Origin of the sequence: uncultured Spongiibacter sp., from assembly GCF_964011655.1 — a bacterium.
Classification (GTDB): domain Bacteria; phylum Pseudomonadota; class Gammaproteobacteria; order Pseudomonadales; family Spongiibacteraceae; genus Spongiibacter; species Spongiibacter marinus.
In genome coordinates this window covers 36,523-54,637 of the sequence record NZ_CAXGPO010000014.1, presented here as the reverse complement: position 1 = coordinate 54,637, position 18,115 = coordinate 36,523, and the positions used below count along the sequence as shown (strand labels likewise).

18 protein-coding genes are annotated in these 18,115 nt (G+C 52.5%); 12 read left to right on the top strand and 6 right to left on the bottom strand.

The annotated features are described in order from the left end of the window. Positions 1-11: 11 nt before the first annotated feature. On the bottom strand, positions 12-1,013 hold the full coding sequence (locus ABNS66_RS08820; RefSeq protein ID WP_204995304.1) for a cysteine synthase A: 1,002 nt from the start codon (positions 1,011-1,013) through the stop codon (positions 12-14). A gap of 155 nt (positions 1,014-1,168) precedes the next feature. On the opposite strand from ABNS66_RS08820, the gene ABNS66_RS08815 reads away from it, so the two are divergent. From ABNS66_RS08815 to ABNS66_RS08805, 3 genes are read left to right on the top strand one after another with little or no spacing between them, the layout of a single operon-like run. Beyond that, positions 1,169-1,576, top strand: a complete 408-nt coding sequence (locus ABNS66_RS08815; RefSeq protein ID WP_286838023.1) for a hypothetical protein — start codon at positions 1,169-1,171, stop codon at positions 1,574-1,576. Between the two features lie 57 nt (positions 1,577-1,633). Beyond that, positions 1,634-2,140 (top strand): sigma-70 family RNA polymerase sigma factor, encoded by a 507-nt coding sequence (locus tag ABNS66_RS08810; RefSeq protein ID WP_286838021.1) that lies wholly within the window; start codon positions 1,634-1,636, stop codon positions 2,138-2,140. Then, positions 2,137-2,811, top strand: a complete 675-nt coding sequence (locus ABNS66_RS08805; RefSeq protein WP_348655302.1) for a ChrR family anti-sigma-E factor — start codon at positions 2,137-2,139, stop codon at positions 2,809-2,811. Before ABNS66_RS08810 ends, ABNS66_RS08805 begins: the two co-directional genes overlap by 4 nt. Positions 2,812-2,891: 80 nt before the next feature. Here ABNS66_RS08805 and ABNS66_RS08800 read toward each other — a convergent pair whose 3' ends face one another. The 4 genes from ABNS66_RS08800 to ABNS66_RS08785 form a co-directional block, all read right to left on the bottom strand. Continuing rightward, positions 2,892-5,435: a TonB-dependent receptor gene (locus ABNS66_RS08800; RefSeq protein WP_204995307.1), complete on the bottom strand. Its 2,544-nt coding sequence runs from the start codon at positions 5,433-5,435 to the stop codon at positions 2,892-2,894. Positions 5,436-5,606: 171 nt separating this feature from the next. Beyond that, a complete protein-coding gene (locus ABNS66_RS08795; RefSeq protein WP_286839855.1) occupies positions 5,607-6,380 on the bottom strand; it encodes an alpha/beta fold hydrolase in 774 nt (257 codons plus the stop codon). Positions 6,381-6,500: 120 nt separating this feature from the next. Beyond that, entirely contained in the window at positions 6,501-7,391 is an 891-nt protein-coding gene (locus ABNS66_RS08790; RefSeq protein ID WP_286694526.1) for a diguanylate cyclase, read from the bottom strand. A gap of 3 nt (positions 7,392-7,394) precedes the next feature. Continuing rightward, positions 7,395-9,800, bottom strand: coding sequence for a hybrid sensor histidine kinase/response regulator (locus tag ABNS66_RS08785; protein ID WP_286839859.1), 2,406 nt, complete (start codon positions 9,798-9,800; stop codon positions 7,395-7,397). Positions 9,801-10,248: 448 nt separating this feature from the next. On the opposite strand from ABNS66_RS08785, the gene ABNS66_RS08780 reads away from it, so the two are divergent. The 6 genes from ABNS66_RS08780 to cheD are packed head-to-tail and all read left to right on the top strand — an operon-like array spanning position 10,249 to position 14,780. Next, positions 10,249-10,611, top strand: coding sequence for a response regulator (locus ABNS66_RS08780; RefSeq protein WP_204995311.1), 363 nt, complete (start codon positions 10,249-10,251; stop codon positions 10,609-10,611). A 10-nt stretch (positions 10,612-10,621) separates the two neighbouring features. Then, entirely contained in the window at positions 10,622-12,688 is a 2,067-nt protein-coding gene (locus ABNS66_RS08775; protein ID WP_286839862.1) for a chemotaxis protein CheA, read from the top strand. 17 nt (positions 12,689-12,705) lie between these two features. Continuing rightward, entirely contained in the window at positions 12,706-13,233 is a 528-nt protein-coding gene (locus ABNS66_RS08770; RefSeq protein ID WP_204995313.1) for a chemotaxis protein CheW, read from the top strand. 9 nt (positions 13,234-13,242) lie between these two features. Further along, positions 13,243-13,665, top strand: coding sequence for an STAS domain-containing protein (locus ABNS66_RS08765; RefSeq protein WP_286839864.1), 423 nt, complete (start codon positions 13,243-13,245; stop codon positions 13,663-13,665). Positions 13,666-13,698: 33 nt separating this feature from the next. After that, positions 13,699-14,127: a hypothetical protein gene (locus tag ABNS66_RS08760; RefSeq protein ID WP_204995315.1), complete on the top strand. Its 429-nt coding sequence runs from the start codon at positions 13,699-13,701 to the stop codon at positions 14,125-14,127. 38 nt (positions 14,128-14,165) lie between these two features. Then, positions 14,166-14,780 carry a chemoreceptor glutamine deamidase CheD gene (cheD, locus tag ABNS66_RS08755; RefSeq protein WP_239547620.1) on the top strand — a complete coding sequence of 205 codons (615 nt, stop codon included), beginning with the start codon at positions 14,166-14,168 and terminating at the stop codon, positions 14,778-14,780. Between the two features lie 88 nt (positions 14,781-14,868). Here the strand turns inward: cheD and ABNS66_RS08750 are convergent, their stop codons facing one another. Further along, positions 14,869-15,717, bottom strand: coding sequence for an HDOD domain-containing protein (locus ABNS66_RS08750; RefSeq protein ID WP_204995317.1), 849 nt, complete (start codon positions 15,715-15,717; stop codon positions 14,869-14,871). 155 nt (positions 15,718-15,872) lie between these two features. Between ABNS66_RS08750 and ABNS66_RS08745 the strand changes: the two genes are divergently transcribed. The 3 genes from ABNS66_RS08745 (at position 15,873) to ABNS66_RS08735 (ending at position 18,058) form a co-directional block, all read left to right on the top strand. After that, positions 15,873-16,232 carry a response regulator gene (locus tag ABNS66_RS08745; RefSeq protein ID WP_204995318.1) on the top strand — a complete coding sequence of 120 codons (360 nt, stop codon included), beginning with the start codon at positions 15,873-15,875 and terminating at the stop codon, positions 16,230-16,232. A 12-nt stretch (positions 16,233-16,244) separates the two neighbouring features. Next, positions 16,245-16,712 carry a hypothetical protein gene (locus ABNS66_RS08740; RefSeq protein ID WP_204995319.1) on the top strand — a complete coding sequence of 156 codons (468 nt, stop codon included), beginning with the start codon at positions 16,245-16,247 and terminating at the stop codon, positions 16,710-16,712. 497 nt (positions 16,713-17,209) lie between these two features. Next, positions 17,210-18,058 carry a protein-glutamate O-methyltransferase CheR gene (locus tag ABNS66_RS08735; RefSeq protein WP_204995321.1) on the top strand — a complete coding sequence of 283 codons (849 nt, stop codon included), beginning with the start codon at positions 17,210-17,212 and terminating at the stop codon, positions 18,056-18,058. Positions 18,059-18,115 lie beyond the last annotated feature (57 nt).

Sequence of the window (18,115 nt, the reverse complement as noted above, 5' to 3'; positions counted from 1 at the left end):
TATTGCAGGACTCAGTTCACCGGCCAATCTGGAGCGGGCAGGCCCATATTTTCCAAAAATACCGGGTTGTAGAGCTTACTTTTGTAACGGTCGCCATAGTCGCAAAGAATCGTGACAATCGTATGGCCGGGACCCAACTTGCGGGCCAGTGCAACGGCGCCCGCGATATTAATTGCCGATGAGCCGCCAAGACACAGGCCTTCATTGCGGAGCAAATCAAAGATGTAGGGCAGCGCTTCCGCGTCCGCGATCTGGTGGGCACTGTCGACTTCCGCCAAGCGTAAATTGTCGGTGATTAAACTAATGCCAATGCCTTCGGCGATTGAACGGCCTTCGCCCTGCAGCTCGCCGTGGGTGTAGTAGTTGTAGAGTGCAGAGCCTTGTGGGTCGGCAAGACCGATGTGTATGTCCTTGTTGTGGGCTTTGAGTGCGCGACTGACGCCGGCCAGTGTTCCGCCAGTGCCCACGGCGCAGATAAAGCCGTCAACTTGCCCGTCGGTCTGACGCCAAATTTCCTCGCCGGTGGTTTCCTGGTGAATTTTTGCATTGGCCGTATTATCGAACTGGCGCGCCCAAATGGCCCCGTTGGCTTCGCTGTCATTGAGGCTTTCAGCGAGGCGGCGGGCAGTATGAATATAGTGATTGGGGTCGCTGTAGCTTGTGGCTTGAACGAGCCGCAAATCTGCACCATAGAGATCGAGTAATTCAATCTTTTCGCGGCTTTGACTTTGCGGCATTACAACAACACTTTTATAACCCAGAGCATTGGCGATCAGTGTCAAACCAATACCCGTATTGCCAGCGGTGCCCTCTACAATTGTGCCGCCGGGGCGCAGTGAGCCGTCGCGTTCTGCTTCGCGAATAATGCCGAGTGCTGTGCGGTCTTTGACGGAGCCTCCGGGGTTAAGAAACTCCGCTTTGCCAAGAATAGTGCAGCCGGTGAGTTCTGATACTCCCTTCAGCTGTATTAAAGGGGTGTTGCCGATGAGCTCCGGCATGCTCTTATAGGTCATTACTACTTCTCCACAGCGAATACGTCCATGTTAACGAGCGGTGGACGCGGTCACAAGCGCCTGTATTTAGACTATTGTTGATAAATGCCGATAGCATCTGTGTAGAATCTGCCAGCGCGGTGCTAGGGTACACCTTTGCAAAAATGGAGATTAGGGTGAAGGCAGTAATTCGTGGCTTGATCTGTTTATTCTTTCTAGCGGGCGGGGTTGCACATTTTTTGTTCGCCCAGGACTTTGCTGCTATCGTGCCGCCGTTTCTGCCATACCCAGTTTGGATTGTTTGGTTAACCGGTGTGTTCGAACTGCTGATTGCGCCACTGATATTTTTGCCTAGCTGGCGCCAGCGAGTTGGCCAGATTATGGCGCTGTATTGCATCGCTGTTCTGCCCGCCAATATCTACCAAGCTATGGCGGGCGTTGCAGGCCCCGGCGGCGAGCTACCTGACACGGTTCTATGGTTGCGCATACCGCTGCAATTTGTGCTGATAGCCGCTATTTTATGGGCAACATCAGGGATGATCCGTAATCAGTCCTCCAACGTAAACGAGGCCTCAAGAGGTTAATACATGGCAAAAGAAGCCACACAACAAGAGCGCACAGGGGCATTCTGGGCGGATTGCATGGAGCGCGTTGCCGGTGAGAGGGACAAAAAGAGCTTTATGCTGCTTTTTGATCACTTTTCACCCAGGGTGAATGCCTATTTGCTGGGCCAAGGCGTGGAAGCCTCACTAGCGGAAGATTTGACGCAGGATGCACTGCTCGCTTTGTGGAATAAAGCGCATTTGTATAAGCGCGAAAAAGCCGCGGTAAGCACGTGGCTTTTTCGCGTGGCGCGAAATCTGTGGATAGATCGTTTGCGTAAACAACGTGGGATAGCGTATGAATCTGACGAGAATTTGACAGAGACCTACGAACCCGAGCCGAGTATTAATGCAGACGGCGACCGACTTTTGAGAGTCATTGAGCAGTTGCCAAACAACCAGGCTCAAGTGGTGTACAAGTCGTATTACGAGGGCAAAAGCCACAGTGAGATAGCGCTAGAGACCGGGATGCCTCTAGGCAGTGTGAAATCTAGTTTACGGCTGGCGATACGAGCGTTTCGCCAGCACTTTGGAGATAATGAATGATGGGGCACATCGAACATCATCCAAACGATGAAACAATTTTGAGCTACGCGGCCGGCTCGTTACCAGCCGCCATGGCGCTGGTTGTGGGTTGCCATTTGCAATACTGCAGCGCATGCCGGAAACGAGTAGCGCAGGCTGACGCCGTTGGCGGTAGCTTGATGTCGCAGTTGCAGGAGAAGCCGCTCTCAGACGGCCGACGCGAATCCATGATGGCGTTGCTGGATGCGAACCCGGGCGGCGAAGCAAGCACAGCCGCGGCGCCTGAAAGTTCACCTGCGGCGGCGTCGCGAAGCGAGTTACCTCGCTTGCTGCGCAATCTGGTGGACCAAGACGACTTCGATTCTCTGCCGTGGAAAAGTATCGTGCCCGGTATGAAACAAGTGGATCTGAAGTGCGGGGAAGGGGATGCCAAGTTATTGAGAATTGCGGCTGGCAAGCAAATGCCCGTTCACACCCACCGCGGCCACGAACTGACACTGATACTGCGCGGTGGTTATAGCGACAGTCTCGGTAAGTTCAACGCCGGAGACTTTGCTGATTTGGACGGTTCGGTTGAGCACCAACCGATCGCCGATGCAGACCAGGACTGCATCTGTTTGGCAGGGATGGATGCGCCACTGGAGTTCCGGGGGTGGATCGCTAAATTGGTGCAACCCTTTATCAAAATCTAGAAGGGATTGCGTAGAAAAAAGGCAGCCCTTGGGCTGCCTTTTTTTATTGCTTGGTATTATCACACTCGGTGTGAGGGCGGTTAGAACTCGTAGATCACGTCGATACCGTAGGTACGAGGTTCTCCCCAGATAACGGCCCGGTCACTGTGTGGCAGGTTGTCGATAGCCGTGATTTCGTACTCCTCATCGCCGAGGTTTTTACCCCACAGGCCGATATTTAATGTACCAAATCGACTTACCGGCACTTGGCTGAGACTTAGGCGACCGTTCCACAGGCCGTAGCTACCAATGAAGGTGTTGACGGCATTGGCTTCGCGCACACCGCCGTTGCGGTCGTCCATGAAGTTATAGCTCACGTTGGCCGACAGCACGCCCCAATCCCAAGAGCCGATCGTCCAGTCCGCAGACGCCGTGTAACTGTGCTCGGGCGCGGAATAGAACACGAAGGTATCGGTAACATCATTACCGGCCTTGTCCACGGCCTTGGTCACTTCTGCATCGAGATAAGCGTAGTTCAGCATCAGCATCAAGTTATCTGTCGCCATGAAGGTGATGTCTGCTTCGAGGCCGCGCATTTCCGCTTCACCCGCATTCGCCACTTTGGTGTCGGCAATAGTGCCAGCGAGAATAAAGTTGAGCTGAATGTCGGTGTACTCGCTGTAAAACAGGTTGGCATTAATACGCAGTCGGCGATCCAGAAGCTCGCTCTTGATCCCTGCTTCAATAGAATCCACGTGTTCCTCGTCGAAGCCGTCAGCAAAGCCGTAGCCGTAGACGACGCCATCTGGCGCGGGCTGATCTGTGTCGTCACCGCGGCCCTCTGGTGTGGTTGGGCCTGAGGGTGTGCCTGTGGAGCCGCGCTGTGGGTCGCGCGTGTTGAAGCCGCCTGATTTATAGGCCTGGATAAATTTACCGTAGAGGTTGATGTCCTCGGTCAGGTCAAATTCGGCAATAAAGCTGAAGGAGCTATCGGTGAAATCCTTCGATGCGTAGATATTATCGAAGGCGCGATCGCCCGGTAATAAGAAGCCACCTGCACCCAAAACAGGCTGCAATGGACCCAAGTTCTGCATATCTATTGCTTGGTTTAACGTGCCTATCTCTAGGTAGGTTTTATCTGTCTGATTCTTCAGTGCTTCGCGGGAGTCTTTGGAATAGCGAGCGCCAAAGGTCAGGTGTAGGCGTTCATCGAGAATGCCAGGTGTCCAGGTAAACTGACCGAATACCGCTTTGGCGGTGTTCTCGATGTCGTAGCGCTGCGACAACATATTAACGATCTTAACGTCGCCAGCCGTGAGTAGCGTGCTTCCCAGAATTTGTCCCAAAACGGGGATAGGAATAACGTTATCACTGATTTCCGAGCTGAACTGGTGGTGGAGCGGAGCGTTGTTTTCCGTGGCTTCTTCTTCGAAGTAGTACGCGCCCACGATGTAGTCAACCGAATCTTTAAACAGGCTCCCTGCAAACTGCAGCTCGTGAGAGGTTTGTTCTTGAGAGATTTTCGGCACGACGAGAGGCAGGCATTCCTCGCCAGTTTGTGCCTCGACTGCGGGTCCGCAGTATTCATGTGAGTCGGTGCGGTAGCGGCCTGAGCCTATTCCGCCGCCTAAGTCGGCATACGACGCGTCATACAATTCACGATAGGCCGCGATGTACTTCACCTGAACATTTTCAAAATCTTTGGTCAGGATGAGGGAGTGGCCTTCGATTTCGGTTTCTGACGTCTCCATCGGGCGGAACGTTTCCATAGAGTCGAAGCGGTCTTCACTGTGCTTAGCTTGGCTTACCGAAAACTCTCTAACGGGCTCCGCTTGCCCTTTATTTTGTTCGCCGGGGCGAATCGACTGATACATGTAGTTTATGTATTCATACTCGGATTTGTCGTAGGCGTAATCCAAGGTCATGGTGTCACTGATATCCCAGCGAAAGTCGATGCGATAGCCTTCGACTTCTCGGTCGCCAAAATCACCGCCGGGGCCGGTGTTTTCGATGAAACCGTCCATTTCCGTTGTCAGATAGGCGACCTTGGCCGCCAAGGTATCGCTGATAGGAATGTTCGCGGTGGTTTTAGAGGTGAACTGGTTGCGGTTGCCGAATGTGAGTTTTTCTTTGAATTCGAAGGCCTCAGTCGTTGGGCGCTTAGTCACTAGGTTGATGGCGCCACCAGTGGTGTTGCGGCCGTATAGTGTGCCCTGGGGGCCGCGGAGTACTTCTATACGCTGTAATTCAGCAACGTCGAGCGCGGTGCCTGTGGAGCGTGCGATATAAACGCCGTCCACATAAATCCCGATCGGCGGATCCTGCGTTACCTGAACGTCAGACAGGCCGATACCGCGGATAAAGATTCGCAGTGTTGCATTGTTGATCGGAAATGGCTCAATCGTCAGGCTGGGGACCTTGGAGCCGATATCGTTCAAGTTGTTGATGCCGTCAATTTCTAGGCGCTCTTCGCCGAAGGCAGTGAGCGAAATGGGCGTATCCTGTAGGGATTCCGCTTTTTTCTGAGCGGTCACAATCACCTCTTCCAGGCCGCGAGGCGTATTTTTCTCTTGGGCGTAGCTTAACTGGGCGATTGAGCTGGCGAGCAGGCACAGCCCTGCTGCAATAGGGGTTGTGTTCTTCACGTAGTGCTCCATTGGTGCTGATTATTGTTATGTTGCAGTGTGCAGTTAAAGCATATTCGACTACTGCACGCAACAGCCCATTTGTACTAGGGGCTGTTGGCACACCGCGCTGGGGGAGCGCGCCGCTACGATGTGGGAGGAAATCGCCGCATCGTGGCGGCGATGATGCGCTCAGGGGAGGGGGCGAGCGAGAACCTCGGCAACTTTCTCCATAACAGCGGGATTCCAGGCAAAGGCGAGGTGGCTGGAATCGACCTCGATATTGTCGATATTTGGCCCCTCAAGTCGGGCGATAGAGGGCGACACAATCCCGTCGCAGGGACTGTAGATCACTGTTGTCGGCACGGTGCGTGGCCCTGCATTCAACTCTACCCACTGATCCGTGTTTTGCTCGTGGTCGGGCGTTGTGCTGCGATTGAGTAACTTGAGAACGTTCCAGGCGGCGGTTCCTTTCGGGTCACCGTAGGGGGTGCCCAGGCTAATCACGCGGCGGATTTTCTCCGGCTCACGCTGCGCCATGGCGTTGGCGTAAATGCCCCCCAGGCTCCAGCCGATTAGACTGATGGGCTGCCTGTCGCACAGCTCGTATAAATCATCTACACGCTGCTGGATGCGGCTGAGCATATGCTCTTGAAACTCGTGCATGTGCTCCATTTGTGAGATACGCCCGGCGGGAATATTGCGGCCAAGTTTCCATGGTTCGGCCTGGTAGTTCCAGCGCCGCAGCCAGTAACGCAATGCTGACATACTGCCATCGTCACCACCGTAGCCGGGGAGGGCAATAACGGGGTGGCCGTCGCCTCTGGGTAATTTTGCGAGCTGCCGGTGGCGGGAAACTAGCAAGCTACATTCCTTGGCGGCGCGACCGAATTCTCCGAGGGTGTTCGAGAGACGCGGAGGCCGAATATCAGAGCCATGGCTCAATGTGAGGCTGGGGCTAGGCATGATCGTTTCCATTGTGTTGGTATTACCGCTTCATACGCGACTCGTGGCGAGTGAGATTTGTTATGGTGTTTTTAATTCGCCTATATTAAAACGAGCACGATGCCAAAGAAAGTTTACCGCCTAATCACCATAGACGACGCGGTTTCGGCCCGAGTGCTTAGCGGTATACAGAGCCCGGTCGGCCCTTTCAAACAGGCTTATGCGGCTGTCGCTGCCGTCGTGCCGGAACTCGGTAATACCAATGCTTACTGTCATTGATATATCGAGCTCGGCATCAACCTGTGCTGGGTGATATTGCAAAGAGGCCCTTATACGCTCGGCAACGCCCCAGGCGGAATCTTTGTCGGTCGAGGGCAAGATCACCACAAATTCCTCTCCGCCATAGCGCCCGACCTGGTCGTACTCACGCAGATTTGTATTGAGAATATTCACCATATGCTTAAGGGCAACATCGCCGGCGGCGTGGCCGTGGGTGTCGTTTACTTTCTTAAAATGGTCGATATCCAGCACCATCAGCGACAGATTTGAGGTTTTGCGGCGGGCTTCTGCGATCGCTGAGTCGAGTAGCTCATCGATCATCCGACGATTCCAGCACTGGGTTAAGGAGTCGCGAGAAGCCAGTTGATTGAGCGTTTGCTCCAGGCGAACGATGCGGCTGCCTGCGGCGAGCCGAACCTTAAGCACGCGGTGATCAAAGGGTTTGCTCAAGAAGTCGTCGGCGCCGGATTCCATCGCTTCGATAACCGCCTCGTTGCCCTCTTTGCCGGTGAGCATGAGAATGTAGAAGAACTGGCCGTCATCTCGCAGGCGTATATTTTCGCAAAGTTCAGGGCCACTCATTCCCGGCATCGACCAGTCGATGATAAGAAGGTGAGGCGGGCTGTCTTCATTCAGGATCTCGAGCGCTTGTTCACCACTTTTCGCGACAACGGGCGTAAAGCCCCAGTCTTCTACTGCGGCGCAAAGTGCGAGGCGAGTGATTGGGTCGTCGTCGACCAGTAATATATCCATCGGCTAGAGGCCCGCTATATCCTTTAACTCATTTTCCAGTAATTGTAGTTTTAGGGTGACTGTATCCCATTTTTCGCGCCATAGGGATAGTGGTTCGCCAGACTCTTTGGCCATTGCCTCCAGCCCGCTAATGTCACGATAGTACTCCTGCGTTGCGAAATTCCCCAGCGCGCTTTTCAGCCTGTGTACGGCCTGAGCGAGCTCGTCGCGTTCGCCTTTGGTGTAGGCGTCATCGACGCTTTGCAACATATCTGGAAGCTCATCGATAAAGAGCTGAGAAATGCTGGTGATGAGTGCAGGCTTGTTGCGGGTAATATCACGCAGGCGTTGTTCATCCAGTATCATGTGTCTATCGTCCTCTACCGCCGGTTCTGCCAACGATGCGCAGTCATCCATAAACGCCAGTGTAGCCGCTTGGGATGAGAGTTTCGCCGTTGCAGGTCTCATTCTGGTTGGCGCCGCTCGCTGGGCCAGCGGCTGTAGTTGATGTACGTTCCCACTCGCTGGCGAGCTGGACACTATGTTTGCTGTGCTGGCGTCGCCATGTTTGCCACTAACGTGATCCGTGGTCGGGCTTGCCAGTGGTGCTGACTCAGCAACGAGTAAGTCGGTAGTTACGGTGAATGTCGTGCCGCGGTTCTCCGCGCTGGTGACGTCAATACGGCCGTCCATGAGGGCGACGATGTGGGAGGCGATACTCAATCCTAAGCCGTTGCCCCCGTAGCGGCGAGTGCTGCCACCGTCAGCCTGAACAAAGGGCTTGAAGACATCTTGCTGTTTTGATGGCGGGATACCGATGCCGGTATCGGTAACCGACAGGCAAAGCTGACCGCGAGAAGCGGATGTTGCCGACCAGCGAATGTTAACCTCGATGCTACCTGACTGGGTAAACTTCAACGCATTGCTAAGTAACTGCTTTAGCACTTGCGTAAGTCGTGTGGCGTCGCCGTGTAAGGTGCGTGGCACATTGTTGGAAAACGCCACCGTAAATACGAGCCCTTTCTCCCTGGCCGCTTCAGCAGATGATTTCAGTACCGTGGAAAAGGCATCACGGGCGACAAAGTCGTCGTTGTGAAGGCAGAGTTGCCCGGTGTTTGCGCGCGACAACTCTAATATGTCGTCGATAATGACAAGCAGGTTTTGCCCAGAGTTTTCGATGATGTCGAGGTACTCTTGTGTTCGGTCGTCACTGACCGACCGTTTGAGTATGCTCGCGATACCCATAATGCCATTCAGTGGTGTGCGAACTTCATGGCTCATATTGGCCAGGAACTCGCTTTGTAGTCGGCTATTTTCCTCGGCTCGCTCTCTTGCTGACTCTGCCTCGAAGGTGCGCTGCGCGACAGCTTTCTCGAGCTGGGTATTGTCGTCGATAAGTTGGTCGAGCATGCCGTTAATCGCGCGACCCAATACCGCCATTTCATTGTGGCCGCTCTCATCGGCCCGCTTGCGCAGATCGCCTGTGCGAATGCGCTCTGCGGTTTGCGTTAGCTTCGCCACAGGGCGATGAATGATCGCTGCTGCACGCAGGGCAATAATTATACTGAGCCCGGCAATCGCAATAATGAATATGTTGAGGCGCGATAGCATAGCTTTGGCAGGACCGAGTATCTCGCTGATATCGCGCTTAACAATAATTCCCCAGTTCAACTCGGGAAGGAATTGTCCCACTAAGAGCACCGCTTCGCCGCGATAATCAAAGACGTCGTAAGCCTCTTTATGGTTGCTATTAAAGGGCGCGCGAAAGGGGTTGTAGGTCAAGTCGCCACTGTCGTTATATCGGCGTTTGTGTAGCGCTTTGACTCGAAGGTCCTGGTCGGGTTGGATCAGTATTGATTCGCCGGTTTCACCCATGCCGCTGTAGTCGGTAAATATGTGTAGTAGTGGCTCAGCATTTGTGTACAGACGAATCCGGCCGACAAATTTTCCGCTGTGGTAGATAGGGGCTTCATCGACGAGCAGCGCCTGCCCATTGGTGTCGTGGGATAAAGAGATCTCAGAATATCGGCGGTCGTCGGTTGGTGTTTGGGCATGATATCCCGCACCAAACACGCGACTCTGCAGTGTATTAGCGGGGCCATAGATATGCGCCTCGGTCACGTTTGGCGCTAGGGAAAGCGCCTCTTCCAGCGCTGAGCCCAAACTGTTGTTGTCGGCATCGCCCTGCCACACCGCGTAGGCCGCCTGCGTCACAGCGGGTGCCTGGGCAATCATTAGCATTTGTTGTTTGTGTTGATTAACTTGATTGAGTAGGCGTTCTCGCTGGATGTCACTTAACGCTGTTAGCTCCCGCATAGCCGCGGCCTTTAGGTGAGCGACGGACATGGAATAGTCCACTGCACCAAAGAACAGCAGCGGCAGGAGTGCGAAGCCGCATAAGATCAGCGTTAATTGCTTGCGTAATGACATTAGCTATGTCGGTGCCAACCACTTAAGGCCGCAGCGCTGAGAAGCAAGATCGCTAGCATAGCGATGCCGCTCATGATGCTAATTTCAGTCGGCGCGACAGCCGCACTCACGCACAGAAGTAAGACATTTGCGAAGATAGCGAGTCCCGATGGTTGCTTGCGTTCCATAGCGGCGAATCCCTTGTGGCGTTCAATGTGAATTAGAGTATCTGAGATGTTTATCAGAGAGGGGATTCGAGTTTGTACCTAGCTGATATTCGCATAACGAAGTTGGGGCTTTGTCGAGCCGTGATGCCGGCAAATCATGGCGTGTGTCCGCGCTCTGCCTGCGTGAGTTCCCGCTCAGATTAGTACAATTACGAATACTTAGGCTTTCGTGAAGTCTATGTACTGAATAGCGTTGGGGACTCTAAAAATCAGCAGTGCAGCGAGAAAGTCGGAGCGGGGCTATGGCGAACATTTTAGCGGTAGACGATTCACCATCTATTCGGAAGCTGGTGTCTGCCACGTTGAGTAAGGCCGGCCATAGTGTGGAATCGGCAAGCGATGGTCAAGAAGGATTGGAGCTGGCGGAAGCCAATGCCTACGACGTGGTCATTACCGACGTCCACATGCCGATAATGGATGGTATTACGCTTACCGAAAATCTTCGCAAGCTGGATACCTGTCGGTTTACCCCCATTTTAATCCTGACGACCGAGTCGGCGTCTGATATGAAGCTGCGTGGCAAACAGGCCGGTGCAACAGGCTGGATAGTGAAGCCGTTTAACCCTGAGTCGCTGATAAAGGTTATTGATCGCGTGCTCGGCTAGGAGTTGAGATATGTCCATTGATATGGATATGAAGGAAATCCACGACATCTTCTTCGAAGAAAGCGAGGAAGGTATCGATGTAATGGAGTCCGGGCTTCTGGGGTTGGAGCCTGGGAATGCTGACCCAGAGCTTATCAATACGATTTTCCGAGCGGCACATTCGATAAAAGGTGGTGCTGCAACGTTTGGCTTCACAGCAATTTCAGAATTTACTCACGGTGTTGAAACACTTTTAGACCAGCTGCGCAGTAATCAGCGGGCGGTGAGTGAAGACCTTATCGAAGTGTTACTCGGCGCCGTTGATTGCGTGCGCGGTATGCTCGCTGCGCTTAAGGACGACGCTGAGCTCGATCTGAATTCCGTGACGGAGTGCCAGGAGAAAATAAATGCCCTGTTGGGCAGTGCGCCGGTCACTTCAGCGGCGGAGCCTGTTGCTGGCACTGATGAGGCAATGGCGCAAAAGCCGGGCGTGAAAACCTGGGACATCGAGTTCAGACCGGATGCGAATATATTCAAAACCGGCAATGAGCCTATTCGCATTTTTAGAGAGCTGGAGTCACTGGGGAAGCTAAATGTCGTCGCTGAATTGGCTGAGGATGTCGAGTTTGATTCCGTCGACCCGGAAAATTGTTACTGCGGCTGGGTTCTGGAATTGGAAGCCGACGTAGACGCAGAGGCGATTGAGGCAGCGTTTGAATGGGTGAAAGAGCAGTGTGATTTAAAAATACACTGCCGGAACCCGCAAGCTGATGCAACAGCCGATACGGGTGCTGTTGAAAGCGCCAATACCGTCGCCCAACTTGAGCCGCCAAAAAGTGAATCTAACGCCGCGAAGCCGACAGCCGCGCCCGCCGCCGCTAGCCGGGACTCGGGGTCGATTCGCGTTAATATCGATAAAATTGATGCTCTGTTGAATCTCGTTGGTGAGCTGGTTATCACCCAATCCATGCTGGCGCGGTTTGGCGAGGATGGTGGTGAGAGAGGTGCGAACTCCGGTCTGCGCGATGGGCTTATGGTGTTGGAACGTCACACTCGGGAGCTGCAAGAGAGTGCGATGCAAATACGCATGCTGCCAATTAGCAGCAGCTTTAGTCGCTTTAAGCGCTTGGTTCGGGATATCAGTAGTAAGCTGGGCAAGAAAGTAGAGCTCGTATTATCCGGAGAAGACACTGAGCTGGATAAAACCGTTCTCGAAAAGATGAGCGACCCGTTAGTACACCTGGTGCGAAATTCCTTAGATCACGGCATAGAGATGCCCGAGCAGCGCCTCGCGGCAGGTAAGCCGGAAGTGGGCACGCTTAAACTGAGCGCGTACCACGAAGGCGGCAGTATCGTTATTGAAGTTGAAGATGACGGCGCGGGCCTGAATGCCAAAAGAATTCACCAAATCGCCATAGAGCGTGGTGTGGTGAGCGAAACCGAGCAACTCAGTGAAGAGCAAATTCATCACCTAATCTTCCAGCCAGGCTTTTCGACAGCCGAGGCCGTGAGCGATTTATCTGGCCGCGGTGTGGGTATGGATGTCGTGCGAAGAAACATCGCCGACCTGGGTGGCCGGATTGATATTCACTCCGAGCAAGGAAAAGGCTCCTGTCTGAAAATTCGCCTGCCCCTCACACTGGCTATTCTCGATGGTCAGCTCGTGCGTGTGGGCGATGATGTCTACATCTTCTCACTAAGGTCCATTGTCGAAACGGTGCTTGTGCCGCCAAACCAGATAAAGCGTTTGGCTGGGGGCTCTGTTGTCTATCGGCTGCGGGAGGATTACATCCCCGTAGTGAGATTGCGTGAGCGCTTTAATTTAAATTGCTCCGCACCAAGAAAAACGTACCTCGAAAGCGATGGCGAGTTGATGGTCGTCGTGGAAAGTGATGGAAAGCGCTTGGGGCTATTTGTCGACGAGCTGTTAGATCAGCAGCAGGTCGTCATTAAAAGTCTTGAGGAAAACTACATGCCGGTCACCGGCCTAGCGGGCGCAACAATTTTGGGGGACGGCAACGTTGCCATGATTATCGACGTACCGGGCCTGGTACGCGACGCAGGCGATGCCAAAGCCAATGACTCTAACGCCGCTTAAAAAGTAGGGGAAATCGAATGACAAGTGAATATAGTAACAGCCCTGACGATCAGTTGAGCGCCGGCGATGCCAATCAGTATCTGACCTTTGTTCTGAATGGTGAAGAATACGGCGTCGAAATATTGCGTGTGCAAGGTATTCAGGGTTGGGACACCGTGACGCCAATTCCGAATTCGCCTGACTTTGTGCTTGGTGTCATGAATTTGCGGGGCGCTATCGTTCCAATTATCGACCTGCGAAAGCGTTTTAATATGGAGACCATACCCCACGGTCCGACCACGGTGATTATTGTTGTCAAAGTCGAGAGCGCTGACAAGCCCAGAACCATTGGCATGGTGGTGGATGGGGTGTCGGAGGTGTATCGCTTAGATGATGCCAATATACAGGCCTTGCCTGAAGTCGGGGCGAGCGGCGTGAGTAGTGACTATGTAAAAGGCTTATCTACCGTCGATGAAAAGATGCTCATTCTTCTAAATATCGACAAGCTTTTCTCCGGCAATGAACTCAACCACGACGCGCCGACGCCTATGGCGAAAACAGCGTGAGAAAACGCGATGGCAGATGAAGAATTTATTATTCTATTGGGTGATGAGCCTGAACAGGGTTCGGGCGCCGATGTAAACAGCCCAGAACCAGAACAAGGAACGGCCACTCCGAACACCGAAGACGACGGTTTTGTTGTTCTGCTCGGCAGCGAAGACAGTGAGTCCGGTGGTAAGTCACTTCCCAGTGAACTTGTTATTGCCAGTGCCGGTTCTCTCTATCAGGTTTTGGCAGAATTTGCTGCCGCGGCAGACGGCGATATCAGCATTGATGCGTCGGCCGTTGAGCAGGTCGATAGTGCCGGTCTGCAGTTATTGGCGCTGTTTCGCCAGAGTCAACAGAAAACCGGTCGGGAGGTTAGCTATCAAGGCTTTCCTGACGACATCGATACCGTGATACGTCGTGCAGGGTTCGCCTCGTTGTTGGCCGCATGACCCCGCAAGTGGGAACCCGCGAAAGAGGCTTTAATGGTGGTACTCAGTCGAGAGGTAAATCACGGTATGTTACCGAGGTCGGAAGAGGACCGGCGAGTACTGTCTGTATATGCTGCTCAATTACGCGCGGTCGCATCGGAGCTGGAAGAGGAAGCCTGTGACATTATTCTTCTGTTCATGGAGATTACTTCAGCATTGGATCGGATGGAGCGCGATGGCGGTAGTGAGCCCGAGGCCGTTGAGGCGGTTCGCAGCGCATTAAATACCATTACAGAGCGCTTACAGATGTTTGATGGCAGTGCTCAGCGTCTTGGGCATATTGCAGACAGCGCTGAGCGAATGAAGACATTGGATAGCGACCATTCTGAGCTTGCAACATTAGCCAGCAGCTACAGCTGTCCGGTAGAACATGAGGTGCATGGCCAGGTATGTAATGAGGCTGGCGGCGCACCAGACAAATAGTAGAGCCATGACAACGGGCGGAGCGCGTTTGCTTGAATATGCCAAATCGCAATCGAAGTGAAATCTCCGAACACTATCCAGGCGTATCCTGTCACTGGGACAGCGTACACAACGTGTATGCGGTTCGCGTTCTGCCTGGCCAATACTACGTGACAGACCGCAGTGATCAAATGATTTCAACCGTGCTGGGGTCGTGTATCGCAGCGTGCATTCGCGATCCGGAGATTGGGGTGGGTGGTTTAAATCACTTTATGCTGCCTGGTGGTGACGTCGCTGCAGATGGCGTGGCGGCGCGCTACGGTATTTACGCAATGGAGCATTTAATCAACGACATTATCCGTCGTGGCGGCGATAAAAGGCGCTTGGAGATCAAGCTGTTCGGCGGCGGCAAAATAATGCGAGGACTCACTGATATTGGTGCAAAAAATATCAAATTTGTTCGAGAGTTCCTCAGTGTGGAAGGCTATCCGATAGCTGCCGCTGACTTGGGTGAGAGCTTTTCCAGGAAGGTGAATTATTTCCCTACTACGGGTCAGGTGCTAGTGAAGAGATTGCGCTCTCTACATGCACAGCAAATTGCCAGAGAAGAAACCGATTACGGTAAAACATTGGTTGAGCAGCCGGAGTACGGTGATATTGAACTCTTTGACTAGGGCCGGTTAATACCGTTTGAATTTCACCTGCTGAAGGATGTTTCGCCTATCGCTGGGCGGAGAAGCGACGTTTGGTGGACCTGAATATTTAAGCGGAAAATGCCTGGAGAATGTCTTCAGCGCTGGCTTTGATGTCGCCGATAATCTCTGTCGCCTGACTTGGGTCCAGACCTAAAGTCTGCCACGCCGTGTCCAGAATCGGCGCCGCCTCAGAAAAATCGTCGCTGTCTAGCTCACATAATACAGCGAGGCTATTTGCGATATGCACCACATATACTAGGTCTGGAATATCCTCCAGTTTATTCGGTGTGTGGTGAGCAAGAATACTCTCTTGGATCGACGTCGGCAGTGACCACTGACTGGCTAATTCGTAGCCGACGTCGCTGTGGTCAAAGCCAAAAAAATCTTGCTCAGTTTTATAAGTTTCCAGACCGTCGTTGTCGAGCAGCGACTGTGAGAAACATTGTTCGCCACGCTCTTTTGTCGCGTTATATAAAATAAGATCGCCAATATCGTGTAGCAGGCCTGCGGTAAACGCCACGCCGGGCTCAACCTTCCGGCAGATGTTGGCAATATTCTGGGCGATAAGCGCGGTATAAATACTGTGGCGCCAAAATTCGTCAATCGAAAAGGCGGCGTTTTCGACGCCTTCGAAGCAGCGTGCCACCTCGATTCCTGTGAGTACTTGATTGATCGTGCGCGAACCAATGCGGGTAATGGCTTTAGGGACGGTGTCGACCTCTGAGACACTGGGGAAGGCAGCACTGTTTGCCACTCGAAGTAACTTCGCGGTTAAAGCAGGGTCTGATTCAATGAGTTTTGCGACGTCTCGAACGGATCCATCTTCGCTATTAATCACTTTTCCAACTTCAATGGCGATGCTGGGAAAAGACACCAGAGAGCTCGCATTTGTTACCAGTGATTTTGCACTTTCCATTGGCGTAATCCCGGACAAGTTATTTTACAAACAGTCTCATTCGCAGCGCCTTTTCAACAATAGGTATGTTCACTAATTGGGAGTTTCGCAATGTGTGTGCTCAAATTATCAGCATAGAAGTATTGCGCAATTTCGATGAAAAAAGGTGGCTAAGCATGAACATACTTGTGGTCGACGACAGTGCGGCGATGAGAAATATGATTATCAGAACATTGCGTCAAGCAGGCTTCGACGGCAATGACGTTTCTCAGGCTGAAGATGGCGCCATCGCCTTGGAAATGGTGAAAGGCCAGTTGCCTGATTTAGTCCTCGCAGATTGGAACATGCCAAATATGACCGGCATAGAGCTTTTAGAAGCCATGAACGAGGAAGGGCTGAAAACCAAATTTGGGTTTATAACAACCGAAGCCACATCGGAAATGCGTGCCAAGGCCACAGCCGGTGGCGCGAAGTTTTTGATTTCAAAACCGTTCTCTGTGGACTCCTTTCAAAAAGTACTAAGTGCAATCATGTAGAAGGTAAATCCCATGGCATCACTGTTAAAACCCAAAGCCGGTTCGGTAGCGAGTATGCTCGCCATGCTTTTCGGCGTCGATGACTTAGAGGTCGGCGACGGTGATGCGTCTTTGCCATCATCTGCGATAGGCGCGAGCTATGTCGATGATGAGGGTGCACTGGTTGCTATGCTCGTTGCCGATTATTCATTCGCCGCATTTTCGGGGGCCGCACTTTCTATGATTCCCAAAGGTGGCGCTGAGGACATGGCTAAGGACGAGGATCTCTCCGAAGGTGTACGGGCTAACTTCTACGAAGTGGCAAACATTTGTTCGCGATTGCTGATGAATGATCAATCCACCCATATAAAGCTGGCAGAGCTAGTCGAAGGCGCTGCATTGGCAGATGCCGTTGGCACCCTAGAGGGCTCAGCGGTGATCGGTTTTACTGTGCCGATTCCACGCTATGGTAATGGCAAGTTGTATTTCGTCGTCTCGTAGCGATGAGAGCGGTAGAAGCGACTGGCGTCGCACGGATGTTCTATTTGTCTGCGGGACTATTATTCCTGTTGCTGGCATTGGCTGGCGTGTTTTTGCCACTGCTCCCGACCACTCCCTTCTTGTTGCTTACCGCAGCATGTTTTTCAAAGAGTTCTGAGCGCTGTCATCAACGCTTGTTGGCAAGCCGTCTTTTCGGTCCGACGATAAAACGCTGGGAGCGTCAGCGCTGCGTAAACTGTCGAACAAAATGGATCGCCGTTTTGTCAATGCTTGCGGTTGGGGGATGCTCGGTTGTCTTTGCGGTGCCAACACTCGCCGGACAAATCGCCTGTGCTGCCTTAATGGCTGTTGGTGGCGCGGTGGTGATTTCTCTGAAGACTTGTATTCCTCACTGACGTTTATCGTAATCGCGGTAGGTGCCATTACTTATGGTCTGTGAGGCAATCGCTGTGATGTACTCAAATTGAAGTTTCAGTGCCTAATCAAGGGGCGTTGCTGTGAGTGCTGCGGAAGATCTGTCTGACGTGAAATTTGAATATCAATTCAAAGATCGCGACTTCAATAAGCTGAAAGAGATCGTGTACGCGCGTACAGGGATTACCTTAGGGGAAGAAAAGCGCCAGCTCGTATACAGTCGCTTTGCCAAGCGTATCCGCAAATTGAATCTTCAAAATTTTTCGGAATACATCGAGTACTTTGAGAAAAATGAGGAATCGGAAGTCACCGATTTTATTAACGCCATCACGACGAACTTCACCAGCTTTTTCCGAGAGCCACATCATTTCGAGTTTCTTAAAAACTTTATTGCCGAACGCGAGATGGCGTCGAGGTATTGTCGTATTTGGTCCGCGGGATGCAGTAGCGGTGAAGAGCCATACAGTATCGCGATGACGGTGTTGGACAGCATTGCTAACCCGGATGCCTGGGATATAAAGATTCTGTGCACCGATATCGATACGTCGGTATTGCGCAAAGCAGAACAGGGCGTCTATGACGCAGCGCGTGTAGAAGGTGTTGATGAGCGTCTGCGGTCACGTTTTTTTCTACGCGGGAAAGGCGCGCGTAACGGATTAGTGAAGATTCGCGATGAGGTGCGCACCAATATGGTGTTTCGCCAACTGAATCTTTTAGATGAGTTCCCGTTTAAGAAGGGTTTCGATCTGATTTTTTTTCGTAATGTCATTATCTATTTTGATAAAGACACGCAAAGAAAAATATTCAGCAAAATTGCAAAACTACAACAACCTGGTGACGTGTTGATCATTGGCCACTCTGAAAATCTTGCGGCAGTGACCGACAAGTACGCACTGATCGGAAGAACAATATACCAACGACTAGATAATTAGCCGTCTCTCATGACCAAAGGGTTGAGATAGGGCAGCATAGATAGGTTCAGGAGAAGT

What these genes read in the sequence shown, in the direction of transcription:
- ABNS66_RS08780 (WP_204995311.1), top strand. Translation starts at nt 10,249, where the DNA reads ATGGCGAACATTTTAGCGGTAGACGATTCACCATCTATTCGGAAGCTG.
- cheD (WP_239547620.1), top strand. Translation starts at nt 14,166, where the DNA reads ATGCCAAATCGCAATCGAAGTGAAATCTCCGAACACTATCCAGGCGTA.
- ABNS66_RS08770 (WP_204995313.1), top strand. Translation starts at nt 12,706, where the DNA reads ATGACAAGTGAATATAGTAACAGCCCTGACGATCAGTTGAGCGCCGGC.
- ABNS66_RS08820 (WP_204995304.1), bottom strand. Translation starts at nt 1,013, where the DNA reads ATGACCTATAAGAGCATGCCGGAGCTCATCGGCAACACCCCTTTAATA.
- ABNS66_RS08745 (WP_204995318.1), top strand. Translation starts at nt 15,873, where the DNA reads ATGAACATACTTGTGGTCGACGACAGTGCGGCGATGAGAAATATGATT.
- ABNS66_RS08765 (WP_286839864.1), top strand. Translation starts at nt 13,243, where the DNA reads ATGGCAGATGAAGAATTTATTATTCTATTGGGTGATGAGCCTGAACAG.
- ABNS66_RS08740 (WP_204995319.1), top strand. Translation starts at nt 16,245, where the DNA reads ATGGCATCACTGTTAAAACCCAAAGCCGGTTCGGTAGCGAGTATGCTC.
- ABNS66_RS08795 (WP_286839855.1), bottom strand. Translation starts at nt 6,380, where the DNA reads ATGCCTAGCCCCAGCCTCACATTGAGCCATGGCTCTGATATTCGGCCT.
- ABNS66_RS08775 (WP_286839862.1), top strand. Translation starts at nt 10,622, where the DNA reads ATGTCCATTGATATGGATATGAAGGAAATCCACGACATCTTCTTCGAA.
- ABNS66_RS08750 (WP_204995317.1), bottom strand. Translation starts at nt 15,717, where the DNA reads ATGGAAAGTGCAAAATCACTGGTAACAAATGCGAGCTCTCTGGTGTCT.
- ABNS66_RS08805 (WP_348655302.1), top strand. Translation starts at nt 2,137, where the DNA reads ATGATGGGGCACATCGAACATCATCCAAACGATGAAACAATTTTGAGC.
- ABNS66_RS08760 (WP_204995315.1), top strand. Translation starts at nt 13,699, where the DNA reads ATGGTGGTACTCAGTCGAGAGGTAAATCACGGTATGTTACCGAGGTCG.
- ABNS66_RS08810 (WP_286838021.1), top strand. Translation starts at nt 1,634, where the DNA reads ATGGAGCGCGTTGCCGGTGAGAGGGACAAAAAGAGCTTTATGCTGCTT.
- ABNS66_RS08785 (WP_286839859.1), bottom strand. Translation starts at nt 9,800, where the DNA reads ATGTCATTACGCAAGCAATTAACGCTGATCTTATGCGGCTTCGCACTC.
- ABNS66_RS08790 (WP_286694526.1), bottom strand. Translation starts at nt 7,391, where the DNA reads ATGGATATATTACTGGTCGACGACGACCCAATCACTCGCCTCGCACTT.